The organism is Actinoplanes sp. NPDC026623 (assembly GCF_040638275.1).
In the GTDB taxonomy this organism is placed as follows: domain Bacteria; phylum Actinomycetota; class Actinomycetes; order Mycobacteriales; family Micromonosporaceae; genus Actinoplanes.
In genome coordinates this window covers 1-16,918 of record NZ_JBEZXZ010000112.1, presented here as the reverse complement: position 1 = coordinate 16,918, position 16,918 = coordinate 1, and the positions used below count along the sequence as shown (strand labels likewise).

The 16,918-nt window shown below is 72.8% G+C and carries 15 protein-coding genes; 3 read left to right on the top strand and 12 right to left on the bottom strand.

Features of this window, described 5'->3' with window-relative positions; genetic code table 11:
- Positions 1-42 precede the first annotated feature (42 nt).
- Positions 43-2,916, top strand: a complete 2,874-nt coding sequence (locus AB0F10_RS28005) for a M36 family metallopeptidase (protein WP_360631279.1) — start codon at positions 43-45, stop codon at positions 2,914-2,916.
- 66 nt (positions 2,917-2,982) lie between these two features.
- Here AB0F10_RS28005 and AB0F10_RS28000 read toward each other — a convergent pair whose 3' ends face one another.
- Both AB0F10_RS28000 and AB0F10_RS27995 read right to left on the bottom strand, forming a co-directional pair.
- The gene (locus tag AB0F10_RS28000; RefSeq protein ID WP_360631276.1) at positions 2,983-3,804 is read right to left on the bottom strand and encodes an intradiol ring-cleavage dioxygenase; all 822 of its coding nucleotides are present in this window, start codon (positions 3,802-3,804) and stop codon (positions 2,983-2,985) included.
- Positions 3,805-4,033: 229 nt separating this feature from the next.
- Positions 4,034-4,303, bottom strand: coding sequence for a hypothetical protein (locus AB0F10_RS27995; protein ID WP_360631273.1), 270 nt, complete (start codon positions 4,301-4,303; stop codon positions 4,034-4,036).
- Between the two features lie 98 nt (positions 4,304-4,401).
- On the opposite strand from AB0F10_RS27995, the gene AB0F10_RS27990 reads away from it, so the two are divergent.
- Complete coding sequence (locus AB0F10_RS27990; protein ID WP_360631270.1) at positions 4,402-5,418, top strand: ketoacyl-ACP synthase III; 1,017 nt, start codon at positions 4,402-4,404, stop codon at positions 5,416-5,418.
- A 33-nt stretch (positions 5,419-5,451) separates the two neighbouring features.
- On the opposite strand, the gene AB0F10_RS27985 is transcribed toward AB0F10_RS27990, so the two are convergent.
- The 5 genes from AB0F10_RS27985 to AB0F10_RS27965 all read right to left on the bottom strand — a co-directional run bounded on the left by AB0F10_RS27985 (position 5,452) and on the right by AB0F10_RS27965 (position 11,223).
- Positions 5,452-6,513, bottom strand: coding sequence for a hypothetical protein (locus tag AB0F10_RS27985; protein ID WP_360631309.1), 1,062 nt, complete (start codon positions 6,511-6,513; stop codon positions 5,452-5,454).
- A 131-nt stretch (positions 6,514-6,644) separates the two neighbouring features.
- Positions 6,645-7,526: a glutathione S-transferase C-terminal domain-containing protein gene (locus tag AB0F10_RS27980; RefSeq protein ID WP_360631267.1), complete on the bottom strand. Its 882-nt coding sequence runs from the start codon at positions 7,524-7,526 to the stop codon at positions 6,645-6,647.
- A gap of 66 nt (positions 7,527-7,592) precedes the next feature.
- A complete protein-coding gene (locus AB0F10_RS27975) occupies positions 7,593-8,810 on the bottom strand; it encodes an HDOD domain-containing protein (protein ID WP_360631262.1) in 1,218 nt (405 codons plus the stop codon).
- A 147-nt stretch (positions 8,811-8,957) separates the two neighbouring features.
- Positions 8,958-10,796, bottom strand: coding sequence for a DNA helicase RecQ (gene recQ / locus AB0F10_RS27970; protein ID WP_360631260.1), 1,839 nt, complete (start codon positions 10,794-10,796; stop codon positions 8,958-8,960).
- 277 nt (positions 10,797-11,073) lie between these two features.
- Complete coding sequence (locus tag AB0F10_RS27965) at positions 11,074-11,223, bottom strand: hypothetical protein (protein WP_360631257.1); 150 nt, start codon at positions 11,221-11,223, stop codon at positions 11,074-11,076.
- Between the two features lie 53 nt (positions 11,224-11,276).
- On the opposite strand from AB0F10_RS27965, the gene AB0F10_RS27960 reads away from it, so the two are divergent.
- A complete protein-coding gene (locus AB0F10_RS27960) occupies positions 11,277-12,809 on the top strand; it encodes a ricin-type beta-trefoil lectin domain protein (RefSeq protein WP_360631254.1) in 1,533 nt (510 codons plus the stop codon).
- A gap of 44 nt (positions 12,810-12,853) precedes the next feature.
- Here AB0F10_RS27960 and ribA read toward each other — a convergent pair whose 3' ends face one another.
- The 5 genes from ribA to AB0F10_RS27935 all read right to left on the bottom strand — a co-directional run.
- A complete protein-coding gene (gene ribA, locus AB0F10_RS27955) occupies positions 12,854-13,501 on the bottom strand; it encodes a GTP cyclohydrolase II (protein WP_360631251.1) in 648 nt (215 codons plus the stop codon).
- 41 nt (positions 13,502-13,542) lie between these two features.
- The gene (locus tag AB0F10_RS27950) at positions 13,543-14,232 is read right to left on the bottom strand and encodes a dihydrofolate reductase family protein (protein WP_360631248.1); all 690 of its coding nucleotides are present in this window, start codon (positions 14,230-14,232) and stop codon (positions 13,543-13,545) included.
- Between the two features lie 73 nt (positions 14,233-14,305).
- Positions 14,306-15,364, bottom strand: a complete 1,059-nt coding sequence (locus tag AB0F10_RS27945) for a lysylphosphatidylglycerol synthase transmembrane domain-containing protein (RefSeq protein ID WP_360631245.1) — start codon at positions 15,362-15,364, stop codon at positions 14,306-14,308.
- A gap of 60 nt (positions 15,365-15,424) precedes the next feature.
- Entirely contained in the window at positions 15,425-16,228 is an 804-nt protein-coding gene (locus tag AB0F10_RS27940) for a methyltransferase domain-containing protein (protein ID WP_360631242.1), read from the bottom strand.
- Positions 16,225-16,918 (bottom strand): glycosyltransferase family 4 protein (locus tag AB0F10_RS27935; RefSeq protein ID WP_360631239.1); only part of this gene is annotated, 694 nt, incomplete at its 5' end. The genes AB0F10_RS27935 and AB0F10_RS27940, both read right to left, overlap by 4 nt.

Here is a 16,918-nt window from a genome sequence, read left to right as displayed (position 1 = left end):
ACGGTCTGGAGAGATCCTCCAGGCCGACCCCAGGAGGCATGCGTGCGCATACGCAGACGGTCCGCCATCTCCGGAATCCTCGCCGTAACCACGATAATCGCCACCGCGCCGGTTCCCGCGAACGCGGCGCCCGCCGATTCGCCGGCCGCGGCGACGCCGCTGACCGGCGAGCACCCCGGAGACGAGTACGAATTCGTCGACAACCGCGGCGGCGGCGCCGCACCCGGCGCGGGGCAGCGCGCCCTGGCCCGCGACGACAACCTCGTCATCCGCTGGAACTCCCTCGGCACCCCGGCGTCGGTCACCCCGGCGAAGGGACGACTCGTCGCCGGCGCTCCCGGGGCCGGCCCGGAGGCGGTGGCCCGTGGTTACCTGAAGAACAGCGTCGGGCTGTTCTCGCTGCGCTCTGCCGCGGTCGACGACCTCGAGACCGTCGCCGAGACCAAGGTCGGCGGCGGCACGGTCGTGCTGCTGCGCCAGCGGTTCGGCGGCCTGCCCGCGGCACACGACGGCCTGGTCGCCGTCGCGGTCAAGGGCGGCGACGTCCTGCGGGTCACCTCGTCGCTGAGCCCCAGCACCGCCAAGCCCGCCGCCGCCCGGCTCGGCGCCGACGACGCCCTGGCCGCCGCGCTCGCCGACGCGCGCATCGACCGGGCGGACCTGGCCGACTCGCGGGTCCGGCTGGTCGCGGTCCCGATGCCCGGCGCCGACCCGCGGGCGGCGTACGAGGTCGTGGTGATGTCGAAGGACGCCGAGCACCCGCTCGGCTACACGACCTATGTCGACGCCCGCGACGGCAGGGTGCTGCTGCGGGAGAACCTGGTCAACTTCGCCGAGGACGACCCGCACTGGAAGGTCTTCCCGGCCACCCCGCCGGCGAGCGGCGCCGACACCCGCCAGACCTGGTGCGCGTCGACGGCCGCCGGCTGCTCCCGGCAGGTCCTCGACCCGGCCACCGGCCGGCCGTGGGACCTCGACGCGACCACCGGGCTACCGACCCTCACCACCTCCGGCAATTCGGCCGATTCGGTACGCCTCTGGGGCAACGGGACCCCGGCCGTGCCCGCTGCCACCCGCCCCGACCGCGAGTACGTCTACCCGTTCACGAATCAGTGGAACACCAGCCGGTGCGACCCGAACACGCTGACGTCGCCCGAGCAGGCCGACGTCGACGCGGCCACCGCGAACCTGTTCGCGATGCACAACCGGATGCACGACTGGTCATACCGCCTCGGCTTCACCGAGGCCACCTGGAACCTGCAGAAGACCAACACCGGGGCGTACGGCAAGGGCGACGACGCCGAGCGCGGCAACGCCCAGCAGGGCGCGGCCACGGCGACCACGCGCAACAACGCCAACCAGGCGACCCCGCCGGACGGCATGGTGCCGACCACGAACATGTACATGTGGCAGCCATTTGCCGGCAGCGCGTACCCGCCGTGCGTCGACGGTGACTTCGACATGTCGGTCATCGGCCACGAGTACACCCACGCGATCAGCAACCGCATGATCGCCGGCCCGGACGGCGGCATCACCTCGTCGCAGGGCGGCGCGATGGGCGAGAGCTGGTCGGACCTCATGGCGATGGAGTACCTGTTCGAGAGCGGCTACGCCCCTCGGGGCAACACGCCGTACGTGACCGGCGGGTACGTGACCGGCGACCTGGCCACCGGCATCCGCAACTACGACATGAGCGTCAGCCCGCTCAACTACTCGAACTACGGCTACGACCGCGGCGCGGCCGTGCACTCGGACGGCGAGATCTGGAGCGCGACGAACTTCGACGTCCGGCGCGCCTTCATCGCCCGCTACGGCTCGGGCACCCGGGCGCTGCAGGAGAGCTGCGCGGCCGGCACCACCCCGGCCACGGCCTGCCCGGGCAACCGCCGCTGGGCGCAGTTGGTCTTCGACTCGTTCCTGCTGGCGGCGACCGGCTCGATCAGCATGCTCGACATGCGCGACAACATGATCACCGCGGACGCGCTGCGCTTCGACGGCGCGAACGCCGACCTGCTGTGGAACGCGTTCGCCGCCCGCGGCATGGGCGCCGGCGCGTCGAGCGGCCCGTCGGACGCCGACCCGGTGCCGAGCTTCGCGTCGCCGTACGTGGAGAACTCCGAGGTGTCGTTCAAGGCGCTCGGCGAGGCCGCGGGCAAGCCGGTCCGGCTGTATGTCGGCGACTACGACTACGGCACGGTCCCGGTGGCCGACACCGACCCGGCGACCGACCTGCCGGACACGGTGACGCTGGCGCCCGGCACGTACCGGTTCCTGGCGATCGGCGCGGGCTTCGGCCACAAGCGTTTCACCCAGACCGTCTATCCGGGTGTCACCGCGAGCATCGGCGTGGTCATGCCGGCCAACCTGGCGTCGGCGGCGTCCGGCGCGACCATCACCGGTGACGGCACGAACCTGGGCCGGCTGACCGATGACGCCGAGGGCACGGCGTGGACCGCCACCGGCGGCGCGGCCGGCCGTCAGGTCACCGTCGACCTGCCGGCGGACGCCCCGAAGCTGGTGTCCCGGGTGCAGCTCAGCGCGTTCCCGGGCGCCGGCGCGGCGACCTCGACGATGTACAGCACGGTCCGCCGGTTCGAGGTGCTGACCTGCAACGCGGCGACGGGCGCGGACTGCGCGACCGACGCGGGCTACAAGGTGGCGTACGCCAGCGCGGCGAACGCCTTCGACACCGGCCAGTTCCGCCCGAAGGTGCCGAACCTGCTGCTGAAGTCGTTCCAGGTCCGCCCGACGCCGGCCACCCACGTGCGGCTGCGGGTGCTCACCAACCAGTGCACGGGCAACCCGCTCTACGCGGGCGAGCAGGAGAACGACCCGCGCAGCGCCACGGACTGCGCGACGGCCTCGGCGGCGGCGGGCAACGTCGTCGCCGCCGAGTTCGAGGTGTTCAGCAGCTGATCCGCCGGCCGAGGGGGTACGCGATGGCGCGCGTACCCCCTCGGCCTCCGTAGCCTGTGACCGGGTTCAGCCCTTGACCGAGATGGTCAGGCGGGCCGTGTAGCCGCTTGTCACGCTGCCGGTCACGGTGGCCATCTCGCGGGCGGCCAGGTCGTCGCGGAAGACGCCGTCGGTCGCGAGGCTGATCCGGCTGAGGTTGGTCACGCTCTGGCTGTAGCCGGAGGTCGCGTAGACCGCGGACGAGACGTCCTTGGGCAGGGCGATCTGCGAGGTCTTGACGATCGGGCCGCGGCCGTTGGTCGCGTTCGCCGGCGACGAGTAGACCTCGAAGTGAATGTGCGGCCAGCGGCCGGCGTAGCAGCCGGGGTAGATGCTCCTGAAGGTGGCCGTGCCGGTGGCGTCGGTGGCCTGGATGCCGCGCAGGTAGTTCTGGTTGGTGACGCCGCTGGAGTACAGCGAGTACCGGCCCTCGCGGTCGCAGTGCCAGGCGTACACGGCCGCGCCGGCCAGCGGGACGCAGCTGAGGTTGAGCACGGTCAGCGAGAAGTCGAGTCCGATGCCCCCGGCGACGCCCGTCGCACCGTTGAACGACGACCGGATGTCGCCGCGCACGACGCCCGCGACGGTACGGATCTCGACGCCGTTGCTGCCGTCGGCCGGGTACGGGCCGGCGGTCTCCGACTCCACCTCGGCCACGCAGGCCGCCGAGGCGGGACTCTGGTCGGCGAGCAGCCTGCCGCCGACCGCGCCCAGCACGCCGGCGCCGCCGAGCACCGTCAGCATCCGCCGCCGCGACATCGTGCGGAGATCGAACTGCAGGCCCTTGTCGTGTACCTCCCGCACGTAGGCGTCGTTGTCGGTCGGGGTCTCGTTGCGTTGTTCCGCCATGGGTGCTCCTACTCGTGGTAGGCGGTGGCCGGCCGGCTCACCCGGTGGGGATTGCCGCTGTCCGTTCGCCTCGAATCCGGAGCATGCAGTGAAACATTCAAATCTATGAATGCGCTTTGAATGCCGCACGCGGGCAGCATGAGGACGCGGTCGACTGTGGAGCCACCCGCGGGTGTGCGCGTGACGGCCGCCCGTCAGGCGGCCGCCACGCGCGGGAATCCGGTGCCGCCTACGGGACCGGGCGGCGCATCGAGTACGTGACGCCGTGCAGGCGATGCGGCTCGTTGATCACATGGATCGCGGCCCGGTCGTACGCCTGCCAGCCCGCGGCGCCGGCCCGGTTCAGGTGGCGCAGGTCGTCGAAGCGTTCGTCGGTGCCCCACCGCAGCGTGCCGCCCGGGTGGTGGAACGTGGCCGTCCAGTCCATGAACCGGTCCGCACCGAAGGTGCCGGCCGCCCGGTACTCGAGTCGCGCATACTCCCAATTGGTCACAGTCATGATTATCTCTCCGACGGGCGCCGACGGGCGCCCCGGCGGAAACTTCGCTCGTGCGGCGATCCCTCAACCGGATCGCCCGCCCGCCGATAAGTGCCGACATGCAATCCATACCGCGCGTCGGCATTCTCGGCACGGGCTCCTACGTGCCCGAGCACGAGGTCACGAACGAGCACCTGATGGAGCTGGTGAGCGGCACCACCCCCGAATGGATCGCCGGCAAGACGCTGATCGAGGCCCGGCGCTTCGCCGCGCCCGACGAGGCCACCTCCGACCTGGCCGCCAACGCCGCGGTCGCGGCGCTCGCGCGGGCCGGCATCGCCGCCGAGCGGGTCGACTACCTCATCGTCGCCACGTCGACGGGCGACTCGCCGCAGCCGCCGACCGCCTCGCTGGTGCAGCACGCCATCGGCGCGCACCGGGCCGCCGCGTTCGACATCAACGTCGTCTGCGCCGGCTTCGCCTTCGGCCTGGCGCTGGCCAACAGCCTCGTCACCACCCGGCCCGGCGCGGTCGTGCTGGTCGTCGCCGCGGACGTGTACTCGCGCATCCTCGACTTCGACGACCGGCGCACCGCCATCCTGTTCGGCGACGGCGCCGGTGCCGCCGTGGTCGGCGCGGTGCCCGCGCCGTACGGCCTGGTCGACGTCGAGCTGGTGACCCGCGGCGACGAACACGAACTGGTCTACGTCCGGGCCGGCGGCAGCCGCCTGCCCGCCTCCGCCGAAACGGTGGGCGACGGCGACCATCACTTCCGGATGAACGGCCGCGGCGTCCGCGACTTCGTCATGGCCGGCGTCCCGCCGGTGCTGGCCGGGCTGCTCGAGCGGTCCGGTCTCGGCCCGCAGGACGTCGATCACTTCGTCCCGCACCAGGCCAACGGCGTGATGATCGGGGAGCTGGTCGAGGCGGCAGGGCTCGGCGCCGCCAGCACGCACCTGGTACTGGACCGCTACGGCAACACCGGCAGCGCCTCGATGGCGATCGCGCTCGACGCCGCCGCGCGCTCCGGCGCGCTGCGCGACGGCGAACTGGTCCTGCTGGCCGGCTTCGGCGGCGGGATGTCGGTCGGCGCGGCGCTGCTGCGCTGGTACGAGGCCCCGGCGCTCACCGGCTGAGCCCACCCGCGGCGGAAAACCCAAGCAAGTCCGCTAATTGAGCCGGGCTCCGAGGAAGAAGATCCCGGGCTGTCCGGCGGTCTCGAAGCCGTCGCTGCGGTTGCGCTTGAGCGACGAGTGCTCGAGCGTCAGCGTGCCGGTGCGGTCGTTGCTGACGAAGAAGATCGCGCCGCCGCCCTCGTTGGCGTGGTTGTCGCGCACGACGGTGCCGGCGAGCCGCACGGTGAAGGTGTTGCCGTCGGTGTAGATCGCCCCGCCGGAGCCGCCGCCCGGCGTGCCGCCGCGGGCCGGGTTGGCGCCCCGGCCGATCGCCTTGTTGCCGGTGAGGACGCTGTTGAGCACCGACCAGGAGACGCCGATGCTGCTCAGCGCGCCGCCGTTCGAGCAGATCCCGCCGGTGAAGGTGCTGTGCACGACGTAGACCGGCTTGTTCTGCGACTGGGACAGCACGCGGATCGCCGCGCCGCCGAGGTCCGGGCCGGTGCCGTCGCAGCGGTTGCCGGTGAAGCGGGAGTTGACGACCTTGAGCCGGCCGCCGCGCACGAAGATCGCGCCCCCGCCGCCGCCCTCGGTGGCCTCGCCTGTCGAGTTCCCGCCCTTGAACGTCAGGTTCTGCACGGTGAGCCGCGGCGTCGGCTGGTCCTGGCAGTGCGACGTGGTGAAGCGCTGCGCCTCGTCGCAGGTGTTCTGGTAGAGGATCCGGCGCTTGCCGGCGCCGCTGAGCGTCACCCGGCCGCCGCCGTCGAGCACGACGTCACCGTGGTCGTTGCGCACCTTGGCGGTGGCCTTCATGGTGATCGTCACCGGCGCCGGGCCGCAGTCGAAGGTGATCACGCCGCCGGCGGCGACGGCCTTCACCACGGCCGCGGAGGTGCAGCTTGCCGGCGTGCCGGTGCCGATGACCCGGTCGGGCCGGCGGCTGCTCGCCGCCTTCGCCTCCGCCGGCACGGCCGCCCTGCCGTCCGGGTTGCCGGGGCTGGGCAGCGCCGCAACCGGCTTCGGCGCGGCGCTGGGCGGGGCCGAGGGGCTCGCGCCGGCCGGCGCCGGGGTGGTCGCGGCGGTCGGCGCCGCGGCCCGGGCGGGGGAGGGCGGCAGGGCCGCCGGGGCGGCCGCCTCGCTCTGGGAGCCGCAGCCGGTGAGCACGAGCGCGCAGGTCAGCGCGGCAATCTTGGAACGCACCGCACGATAGTAGGTGCACGGACGCCGACCGGACATGCGCGATCCGGTCAGCGGGTGGGTTCGTCCCAGTCCGGCCGGATCGCGCCGGGCCGGGAGAAGGTGGCGAAGTCGGTGGTGTCGCGGAACGCCGGCATCCGGTACAGCTCGCGGGCGTACGACCACAGGTGCGGGTAGACGTGCAGCCCCGGATTGACGGCTTGGTCGGCGTTCACGCCGACGTCGTAGCGGACCAGCGTGACCCAGAGGCGGATGTCGGCCTCGGTCGGGTCGTCGTCGCCGAGCAGGAAGCGGGATCGCGACAGCCGGCCGTCCAGTTGCTCGAACGCGTCGAGCAGGGCGTTGCGGGCGGCGCCGGGTGCGCCGGCCGCGCCCGCGCCGTGGTTGACGGCCGGGCCGAGCCAGCGGTCCAGCTCCTCGATCCGCTCGCGCAGCCGCTGCGGATAGGTCTGCACCACCGGCTCCGCCAGGTGCCGGAACCTGGTGGCCAGGTCGATGCCGATGTCGTGGCAGTCGTTGCTGACCAGCCGGGCGTTCGCGCGGTCCCAGAGCGCCGGCACGCAGACGTGGCCGTCGAAGCCCTCCTCGGTGGCCTCGTAGACGTCGCGGAGCAGGGGGAAGCCGTTCACCGGGTCCGGGCCGTACCGCTCCCGGAACGCCCAGCCGCGGCCGTCGCGCGCGCCGTCGACGTACGACATGCCGACGATGTCCTCGAGCCCGGCGAGCGCGCGGGTGATGGCGACCCGTTGCGACCAGGGGCAGAACCAGCCGCCGTACACGTGGTAGCGGAACGGCCGGGCGGTGAAGTCGCCGTCATCGGTGATCCGGCCGGTGAAGCGCAGCAGCGGCCCGGGGGTGTCGGGGATGCGGTATTCGCCGTAGGCCGCGGTGTCGACCGGGGTGGCCAGCCGGGCGGCGGGTGACAACGTCATGACCCTCTCCTGACGCGCGGCGAGATGGCCGGGAAAGCCTATCTCACCTATAGGACATAGGCAATGTCAGAGGGCGCCCTGGGTGGCCTGCACGGCCATCCGCGACCAGCGCATCGCATCCATGACGGTGCCCGTCAGATCATCGCCGGAGTACGCGGCCGCGACCTCCGCCAGATCGCCGCGCTCGTAGGCGTTCACCACCCGCAGCACCTGGCCGATCGGGCCGGTGCCGCGCTCGAGGGCGCCGGCGATGTCCGCGCTCAGCGGTAGCTGGTGTGCCATCGCCGCGTTGGACAGGCCGAGCATGGCGGCGACCGCCCCGATCAGCCCGGCCATGAACGCCGCGTCGGCGTTCGCCCCGAAGGCCACCGCGACGTTCTCGCAGAGGCGGGCCCGGGTGAGCGCGTCCGCCATCTGCTCCTCGGTCGCCTCGGCGACGTCGTCGACGACCATCAGCATGGCCCACTGACGGATGTGCGCGACGCCGAGCATGACCACGGCCTGGCGTACGGAAGAGATCTTGGAGGTCGCGCCGGCCGCTGCCGAGTTGCTGGCCCGCAGCACCCGCATGGTCAGCGCCGGGTCGCCAGCGATGATCGTCAGGATGCGCTCGAGGTCGGTGTCGGCGGCGCTGAGCGCGCTGAGCAGTTCGAGGCGGCGCAGCCGCGAGGGGGTGAGGCTGGTGGCGGTGAGCACCTGAGGGCGGCTGAGCACGTAACCCTGGCGCAGCTCGAAGCCGTACCTGTTGCTCAGCGCGAGCTGCTCGCCGGTCTCGAGGCCCTCGGCGATGATCTGGATGCCGGGGTACGCCCGGCAGGCGGCGACGATCTCGTCCAGGTGGGTGAGGTCGCCCAGCAGCATGTCGAGCTTGACGAAGGAGGCCAGCGGCAGCAGCCGCTCGTGTCCCGAGCCCCAGACGAAGTCGTCGAGCGCGATCCGGTAGCCCCGCGCGACCAGCGCGGCGACGCCCTCGATGACCTCTTCGTCGATCTTGACGGTCTCGAGCACCTCGAGCACCACGTGTTCCGGGCCGAACGGCAGGGCCAGCTCGCCGGTGAGGAACTCGCGGGTCAGGTTGATGAAGCAGGTCCGGTCGCCCACGACCTCGTCGATGCCGAACTCCGTGAAGGTGTTCACGATGACCTGGCTGGTCGCGTAGGTGTCGCGGCGGTCGGCCTGTACGGCGTCCATGCTGCCGCGGAACAGCAACTCGTAGGCGACGACGTCGCCGGTCCGGTCGAAGATCGGCTGCCGGCCGACGTGCACGAGCTGAGTGCCCGGCATGGGGAACGGCAACGTTGGGTTCACAGCTTGTTTGTTCGGCCGTGGAAGCGTTCGCATGAGGTTTATCCGCCGCCGAACGCGATCGGCGGCCCACCCGAACCGGACGGCCGGGCCGGGCGGGACGGCCGGGCCGGAACCGCCCGGCCGTCAGCCCTCCGCGAGGGCGGCGAGAACCTGCTCGCCGAACTTGGCCAGCTTGCTCTCGCCCACACCGTTGACCGTGGACAGCTCCGCCAGGCTGCCCGGGCGCTGGGTGGCGATCTGCCGCAGCGTCGCGTCGTGGAAGACCACGTAGGCCGGGACGCCCGCCTCCTTGGCCGCGGCGGCCCGCCACGCGCGCAGCCGCTCGAACAGCGGCGCCGCCTCCGGCGGCAGCTCGGCCGCCGGGGCCGCCTTGCTCGAGCGGGCCTTCGGGGCGCGGGCCGCGCGCTCCGGCTCGCGGCGCATCATGACCTGGCGCTCGCGGCGGAGCACGCTGCCGCTTTCGTCGGTGAGCACCAGGGTGCCGTAGTCGCCCTCGACCGCGAGCAGGCCCTGCGCCAGCAGCTGCCGGACGACGCCGCGCCACTCGGCCTCGCGCAGGTCCGCGCCGATGCCGAAGACGCTCAGCTCGTGATGCCGGAACTGGGTGACCTTCTCGGTGGTCTTGCCCATCAGGATGTCGATGGACTGGCCGGCGCCGAACTTCTGGCCGCGCTCGCGCTGCAGGCGCAGCACGGTCGACAGCAGTTTCTGCGCCGCGATCGTGCCGTCCCAGGACTCGGGGGGATTGAGGCAGGTGTCGCAGTTGCCGCAGTCGGCGGCGCCGGGCTGGCCGAAGTAGGCCAGCAGGCGGGAGCGGCGGCACTGCACCGTCTCGCAGAGCGCCAGCATCGCGTCCAGGTGGGCGGCGAGGTTGCGGCGGTGCGCGAAGTCACCCTCCGAGGTCTCGATCATCTTGCGCTGCTGCACCACGTCCTGCAGCCCGTAGGCCAGCCAGGCGGTGGACGGCAGGCCGTCGCGCCCGGCCCGGCCGGTCTCCTGGTAGTAGCCCTCGACGGACTTCGGCAGGTCGAGGTGGGCGACGAAGCGCACATCGGGCTTGTCGATGCCCATGCCGAAGGCGATCGTGGCGACCATCACCAGGCCGTCCTCGCGCAGGAAGCGGGACTGGTTGGCCGCGCGGACCCGCGAGTCGAGCCCGGCGTGGTAGGGCAGCGCGGGAATGCCGTTCTGCACCAGGAAGTCGGCCGTCTTCTCCACCGAGGCGCGCGACAGGCAGTAGACGATGCCGGCGTCGCCCGGGTGCTCGGTGCGCAGCAGGTCGAGCAGCTGCCGGCGGGGCTCGTTCTTCGCCACGATGCGGTATTGGATGTTGGGGCGGTCGAAGCCGGCGGTGAAGTGCCGGGCGCCGGTCAGGTCGAGCCGGGTGGCGATCTCGCCGTGCGTCGCGGTGGTCGCCGTGGCGGTGAGCGCGATGCGCGGCACGTCGGGCCAGCGCTCGTGCAGCATCGACAGCGCGAGGTAGTCGGGGCGGAAGTCGTGGCCCCACTGGGAGACGCAGTGCGCCTCGTCGATGGCGAACAGCGCGATCGTGCCGCGGTCGAGCAGCCGCTGGGTCGCCGGGACGCCGAGGCCCTCGGGCGCGACATAGAGCAGGTCCAGCTTGCCGTCGAGGAAGGCCTGCTCGACCAGGCGGCGCTCGCCGGAGTCCTGCGTCGAGTTGAGGAAGCCGGCCCGCACGCCCAGGGTGCGCAGCGCGTCGACCTGGTCCTGCATGAGGGCGATCAGCGGGGAGATCACCACCGCGACGCCGTCGCGCACCAGCGCGGGGATCTGATAGCACAGCGACTTGCCGCCGCCGGTCGGCATCAGCACCAGGGCGTCGCCGCCGGCGATGACGTGCTCGATGATCTCGCGCTGCTCGCCGCGGAATCCGGAGTAACCGAACACCCGGTTGAGCACCTCGGTGGCGGGGGACCGGTCGATCTCGGGAGCGGAAGTCACCCCGCGATAGTAGTGACCCCGCCCGGCGCCGGCTCAGGCCCTGTGGACAACGCGAGAACGGTTCCGGAACCGTGGCCCATTGACTCCCGTCGCTCCCATTGGGAAAGATTCCTATCAGTTAATTCAAGACGTGAAGAATCCCGAGGAGCACCATGCGCCGGACCGCCCTGCTCGCCGCCGGACTACTGGCCGGCACCGCCCTCGCGGTACCCGCGGCCGACGCGGCCGCCGCGCCGGTCGTGCAGGCCTACCTCAGCTCCGAGTCGCGCACCGCCGGCTACGAGCCGAAGAGCGGCAACTGGTTCACCAGCCCCGCGACCGGGCTCGCCGGCACCCCGTACCAGCTGTCCCGGCAGGCCGACATCCCGACCGCGCCGGCCGGCGCGGCGACGATCACCGTCGACACCACCAGCAGGTTCCAGACCAATCCTCGGCGTCGGCTCCTCGCTCGAGGAGTCGACGATCTACAACCTCTCCCGGATGAGCGCCGCCGGCCGCGACCGGGCGCTGCGCGCGCTCGTCGACCCGGTCGCCGGCGCGGGCTTCAACGTCGTCCGGATCACATTCGGCACCAGCGACTTCACCTCGCACGACTTCTACACCTACGACGACGGCGTGGCCGACCCCTCGCTGTCCCGCTTCTCGATCCAGCGCGACCTCGACCACGGGATCATCTCGACGCTGCGGCAGGCCCTCGCCATCAATCCGAACATCAAGATCTTCGCGAGCTCGTGGACCGCGCCCGGCTGGATGAAGACGCCCGACACCCTGATCGGCGGCAGCCTGAACAGCACGCACATCCCGGCGCTGGCCACGTACTACCGCAAGGCGGTGCAGGCGTACGCCGCGCAGGGCATCCCGATCCACGCGCTGACCCTGCAGAACGAGCCGCTGTTCGCCCCGCCGGACTACCCGGGCATGCTGGTCACCGCCGACCAGGAACGCCGGCTGGCGAAGGCCCTGCGCACCGAGCTGACGGCCAACGGCGCCGGCGCCACGAAGATCTGGGCCTTCGACCACAACTTCTCCGAGGGCGCGAGCTACGCCGCCGGGGTGATGGCCGGCGGCGACGCGGCGTCATCGGTGGACGGCTTCGCCTTCCACGACTACGCGGGCGACCCGTCGACGATGGCGACGGTCAAGGCGGCGTACCCGGACAAGGACGTGATGATGACCGAGCGCTCGGTCTGGGGCACCGCGGGCGCCGACCGGATCGTCCAGTACTTCCGCAACCAGGCCACCCTCTACCAGGGCTGGGTGTCGATGCTCGACCAGAACCGGGCGCCCGAGCGCTGGTCCGGCTCGCCCGACCCGAGCATGCTGATCCAGAACCCGGCCGGCCCGGACACCTTCTGGCGGCTGCCCGACTACAACATGATCGCCCAGTTCTCGAAATTCGTGCAGCCCGGCGCCCGGCGGGTGGCCAGCGGCTACGGCTCCGCCGCCACGCTGACCGACGTCGCCTTCGTCAACCCCGACAACTCGCTGGTCACCGTCGTGGTCAACCAGACCGGCGCGGCCCGGGACCTCACCGTCCGGGCCGGCGACCGGCAGTTCGCCGCGAGCCTGCCGGCCAAGACCGTCGCCACCTACGTCTGGGCCGGTGCCGGCGACGCGGGTCCGGGTGGCGGCACCCGGACCGGTCAGCTCACCGGCTACGGCGCGAAGTGCGTCGACGTCGCCGGCGCGAACCCGGCGAACGGCACCAGGGTCCAGCTGTACGGCTGCAACGGCACCGCCGCCCAGCAGTGGACGATCGGCGCGGACGCCACCATCAGGTCGCTCGGCAAGTGCCTGGACGTCGCGGGCGCCAACCCGGCCGACGGCACCAGGGTCCAGCTCTACGACTGCAACGGCAGCGCCGCGCAGCAGTGGGCCCCCTCGGCGAACGGCACGCTGAGCTCGCTCGGCAAGTGCCTCGACGCGACCGGCCCGAGCTCGGCCGACGGCACCCCGCTGCAGATCTGGGCCTGCGGCACCGGCGCCAACCAGAGGTGGGTCCTCCCGGCGTAGCCCGCCGGGCCGGCCCGGGGGCGGGAGTCACGCCACCGGGCCGGTCACAGGCCGGGCAGTTCCAGGGTGTGCGAGGTGTGCGAGGCCTTGGTGGTCAGGTAGCGCAGGTTGGCCGAGGACAGGTGCACGCCCGTCGGAATCCGCTCCGCGATCCGCACGCCCCGCGCCTCGAGCTGCGCCGCCTTGTCCGGGTTGTTGCTCAGCAGCCGGATCCGCTTGGCACCCAGCGCCAGCAGCATCTGTGCCGCCGCCGTGTAGTCGCGCTCGTCCTCGCCGCGGCCCAGCGCCACGTTCGCCTCGTAGGTGTCCAGCCCGGCGTCCTGCAGCGCGTACGCGTCCAGCTTCGCGTACAGGCCGATGCCGCGGCCCTCCTGGCGCAGGTAGAGCAGCAGGCCGCCGGTCTCGGCGATGCGCTCCACCGCCTCGCGCAGCTGCGGGCCGCAGTCGCAGCGCTGGCTGCCGAACACGTCGCCGGTCAGGCACTCGCTGTGCGGGCGGACCAGGGGCGTAGCGGACAGGGCCCGCTCCCAGTCGCCGAGGCCCAGCGCGAGGTGTTCCCCGCCGTCGACCAGCCCGTCGAAGGTCAGCACCCGCGCCGTCGTCGCGTAGCCGTCGGCGAAGCGCAGCGGGACGGTGACGCGCGTCCGTACCGTGGCCTTCGGAATCATCCCCAAGTCCAGCGTCTCGGACATCCGCCCCCCATTTCGATCTTCACGTATTTCGGCCACCGGAGTCAGTCCCGGTAGCGGTCGGAGAGCGCGTACCGCAGCAGCACGACGTCGCCGATCTGGCGCACCTCGGTGAGGTCCGCGCGGCGCTGCGGCCCCCACGGGAACTCGCCGTCGCCGACGAAGCGCGGCGCCCGCGAATCGCCGACGAAGAACGGCGCCACCACCAGTTGCAGCTCGTCGGCGAGGCCGGCGGTGAGGAAGCCGGTGTGTATCGTCCCGCCGCCCTCGACCATGAGGCGGTCGACGCCGCGAGCGTGCAGATCGGTGACGACCCGCCCCAGGTCGACCGGGTCGCCGCCGTCGATCACCGTAGCGACCGCGCCGAGCCGGCGCCGCGCGTTGGGGAGGGCGGAGGTCGCGCAGTAGACGAGCTTGTCGGCCTCGCCCACGGCGAAGAAGCTCGCCGCGGGATCCAGGTCACAGCTGTTGGTCACGGTCACCTTGACGGGGTCCGGCTGCTCGCCGCGGGCCACCCGGGTCTTGCGCCGGGTCTCGTCGCGGACCAGCAGCCGCGGGTTGTCCCGGCGGATCGTGCCGGCGCCGACCAGGATCGCGTCGCAGCCGGCCCGGACCTCGTCGACCCGGTCGAAGTCGGCGGTGTTGGACAGCAACAACCGCTCGTCGCTCGGGCTGTCCACGTATCCGTCGATGGACATCCCGCAGCTGAGCAGCACGTACGGTCGCTCCGGCACTGATGGTCCCCCTATCGAGCGACCACCGTCACCCCGACGTCCAACATAATGCGAACGCGAGGTCATGGCACTTTCAAGCACCGCTTACGACCAGCTCCCGCACCGGCAGCATGATCCTCTGCGGCGGGACGACGACCGGCAGGGCGAGCGTGATCGGCTCGGCGACCGGCGCGGCGGCGGCGACCCGGGCGGCGGCCCTGGCCCGCGCCCCGGCCAGCGCCCGGGCGATGATCACGACGAGGCCCGGCAGCGCGGCGACGAAGGCGAACAGGCCGTAGACCACGGCGATGGTCAGGCCCTGGGTGGCGCTGAGCCCGGCCGCGCCGAACGCCCACGCGGTGACACCCTCGCGGGGCCCCCAGCCGCCGATGTTCACCGGCAGCGTCATGGCCAGCAGCGCGAGCAGCATCAGCGGCGCCAGGCGCAGCAGCGAGGCGTTCGAGCCGGCGGCGCGGGCGGCCACGACGAACGTCGCCAGGTGCCCGGCCAGGACCACCGTCGAGGCGAGCACGATGCCCGGCCAGTTGCGGCGGGCGAGCAGCCCGGAACGGACCTCCGCGACGCCGGTCCGCGCCGCGTTCGCCCAGCGGGACGCGCCGCGGCGCAGCCGGGAGAAGGCGAAGAACAGCACGGCCGCGAGGCCGGCGGTGGTCGCGGCCGCGACGGCGATCCCGCGGGCGTGCGCCTCGAGGTGGGTCAGGACCGGCGACGGTACGGTCAGCAGCACCGTCACGCCGACCGAAACCAGCACCACCTGTCCCGCCGTGCGCTCGAGCACCACGGCGCGCACGCTCTTGCCGACGTCGCCCTCTTCGCGGCCGTGCTGGACCGCGCGGTCGATGTCACCGAGCACCCCGCCGGGCAGGGCGGCGTTGATGAACAGCGCCTTGTAGTAGTCCGCGATCGCGCCCCTGAGGGTGAGCTTCATGCCCAGCCCGCGGGCCACCAGGCACCACCGCCAGGCCGAGAACACCGTGGTGGCGACGCCGATCGCGAACGCCGCGACCAGCGTCGGGCCGTTTATCACCCGCAGCCCGTCGACGAAGGCGCCGGTACCCAGGCGCCAGAGCAACACGGCGAGGATTCCCATCCCGCCGAGTACCCGCGCCCACGCCCAGATCGATCGGTTCATGCTGCTGCCCCCTCTGGTTCACCCTCTTGGGACTAATACGTCCAGGCGATGGCAGGTGGTTCAGACTTTTTGCGCGAGAAGATCTTGATGCCCGACCGTTACCTGCAGCCGGCCCGCCTCGGCGGCCTCGATCCGGTCCCTCAGGTACCCGTCCAGGTCCAGCTCGGGGCGCTGCTCGGCGGCCGCGCCGACCCAGCCCCGGAGCCACTCGGCGGTGAGCTCGGCCTGCTCCGGCCCGAGGCGCCACGGGCTGTCCCGCACGGTCACGGCCGCGCCGGCCCGCGCGAAGGCCTCCGCCGCGGCGCCGACCGCCTCCGGCCCGAGCAGCATCCGGTGGCCGACGGCCCGCCGCTGATGGGCGTTGAACGCGTCGGCGACCTCGGCGTCCAGCGGGTCGGCGGGATCCATGGTGACCTCGCCCACCACGGACAGGGTGAACAGGGCCGGGGTGTCCGACGCGACGCAGACCTCGGCCAGCGCGGCGACCTCCTCGGTGGTGAACAGGTCGAGCAGGGCCGAGCAGGTGACCAGGTGGGTGCCGGCCAGGTCCTCGGCGGTGAGCGCCGTCACGTCGCCCTGCGCGGTCTCCACCGTCACCGCGCCGCCGTCCGCGGCCGCCGCCGGCAGGTGCGCGGCGGCGTGCGCGAGCAGCGCGGGGTCGCGGTCCTGCAGCACCCAGCGCTGCGGGCCGGGAAGCCGCGGCGCCAGCCACCGGCCCAGCGAACCGGTGCCGCAACCGAGGTCGCGGATGACCAGCTCGCCGCCGGCCGGCAGGTGCAGCGCCTCGATCAGGTCCCGCGCGCGGGCCGCGGCGTCCGCGGGCTCGCGCAGCGTCAGCCAGGTCGAACTGAACTCTCCGGTCATCGGTCCAATACCTCGCTCAATCGTCGGGTCGTGTCGTCCCAGCCCCGCAGGCCGGTCCGGCGGTCCAGCGCGGAGGCCCGCCAGGACCGCCGCAGCCGCGGGTCGGTCAGCCAGCGGCGCAGCGCCGCGGCCAGTGCTTCGGGGTCGCCCGGCGGCACCAGCTCGCCGGGCGTGCTGCCGTCGGCGGCGCTGCCGAGCGCCTCGGGCACGCCGTCGACCCGGGTGCCGAGCACGGGCACGCCGCGGGCGAGGGCCTCGGTAACCACCATGCCGTACGTCTCGGCCAGCGACGGGAGCACCAGCAGGTCCGCCTCGGCGTAGCTGTGCGCGAGCGCCGGACCGGTCCGGGTGCCCGCCAGGTGGATCCGGCCGCGGACTCCGTCTCCGGCGGCCAGGTCGCGGACCCGGTCGGTGAAGGCCGGCGCGCGGTCGAGCGCGCCGGCCAGCGTGCAGGTCCAGGGCAGGTCGGCGATCGACCGCAGGGCCGTGACCAGGACGTCCTGCGCCTTGCGCGGGGTGACCGCGGCGACGCACAACAGCCGGCCGCCCGCGGGCGAGGGTTCCGCGGCCGGGGCGGGGTCGACGCCCGGCGCGGCGACGTGCACGCTGCCGGCGGGCAGGTCGTGCAGGGCCTCGAGCCGGCGGGCGGCGCCCGAGCTGGTCGCCACGACCGCCGCGGCGGCGTGCAGC

Coding starts and splice junctions, on each gene's coding strand:
- AB0F10_RS27975 (WP_360631262.1), bottom strand. CDS start 8,810: ATGCCGGGCACTCAGCTCGTGCACGTCGGCCGGCAGCCGATCTTCGAC.
- AB0F10_RS27990 (WP_360631270.1), top strand. CDS start 4,402: ATGCAATCCATACCGCGCGTCGGCATTCTCGGCACGGGCTCCTACGTG.
- AB0F10_RS27980 (WP_360631267.1), bottom strand. CDS start 7,526: ATGACGTTGTCACCCGCCGCCCGGCTGGCCACCCCGGTCGACACCGCG.
- AB0F10_RS28000 (WP_360631276.1), bottom strand. CDS start 3,804: ATGGCGGAACAACGCAACGAGACCCCGACCGACAACGACGCCTACGTG.
- AB0F10_RS27940 (WP_360631242.1), bottom strand. CDS start 16,228: ATGACCGGAGAGTTCAGTTCGACCTGGCTGACGCTGCGCGAGCCCGCG.
- AB0F10_RS27995 (WP_360631273.1), bottom strand. CDS start 4,303: ATGACTGTGACCAATTGGGAGTATGCGCGACTCGAGTACCGGGCGGCC.
- AB0F10_RS27960 (WP_360631254.1), top strand. CDS start 11,277: ATGAGCGCCGCCGGCCGCGACCGGGCGCTGCGCGCGCTCGTCGACCCG.
- ribA (WP_360631251.1), bottom strand. CDS start 13,501: ATGTCCGAGACGCTGGACTTGGGGATGATTCCGAAGGCCACGGTACGG.
- AB0F10_RS27945 (WP_360631245.1), bottom strand. CDS start 15,364: ATGAACCGATCGATCTGGGCGTGGGCGCGGGTACTCGGCGGGATGGGA.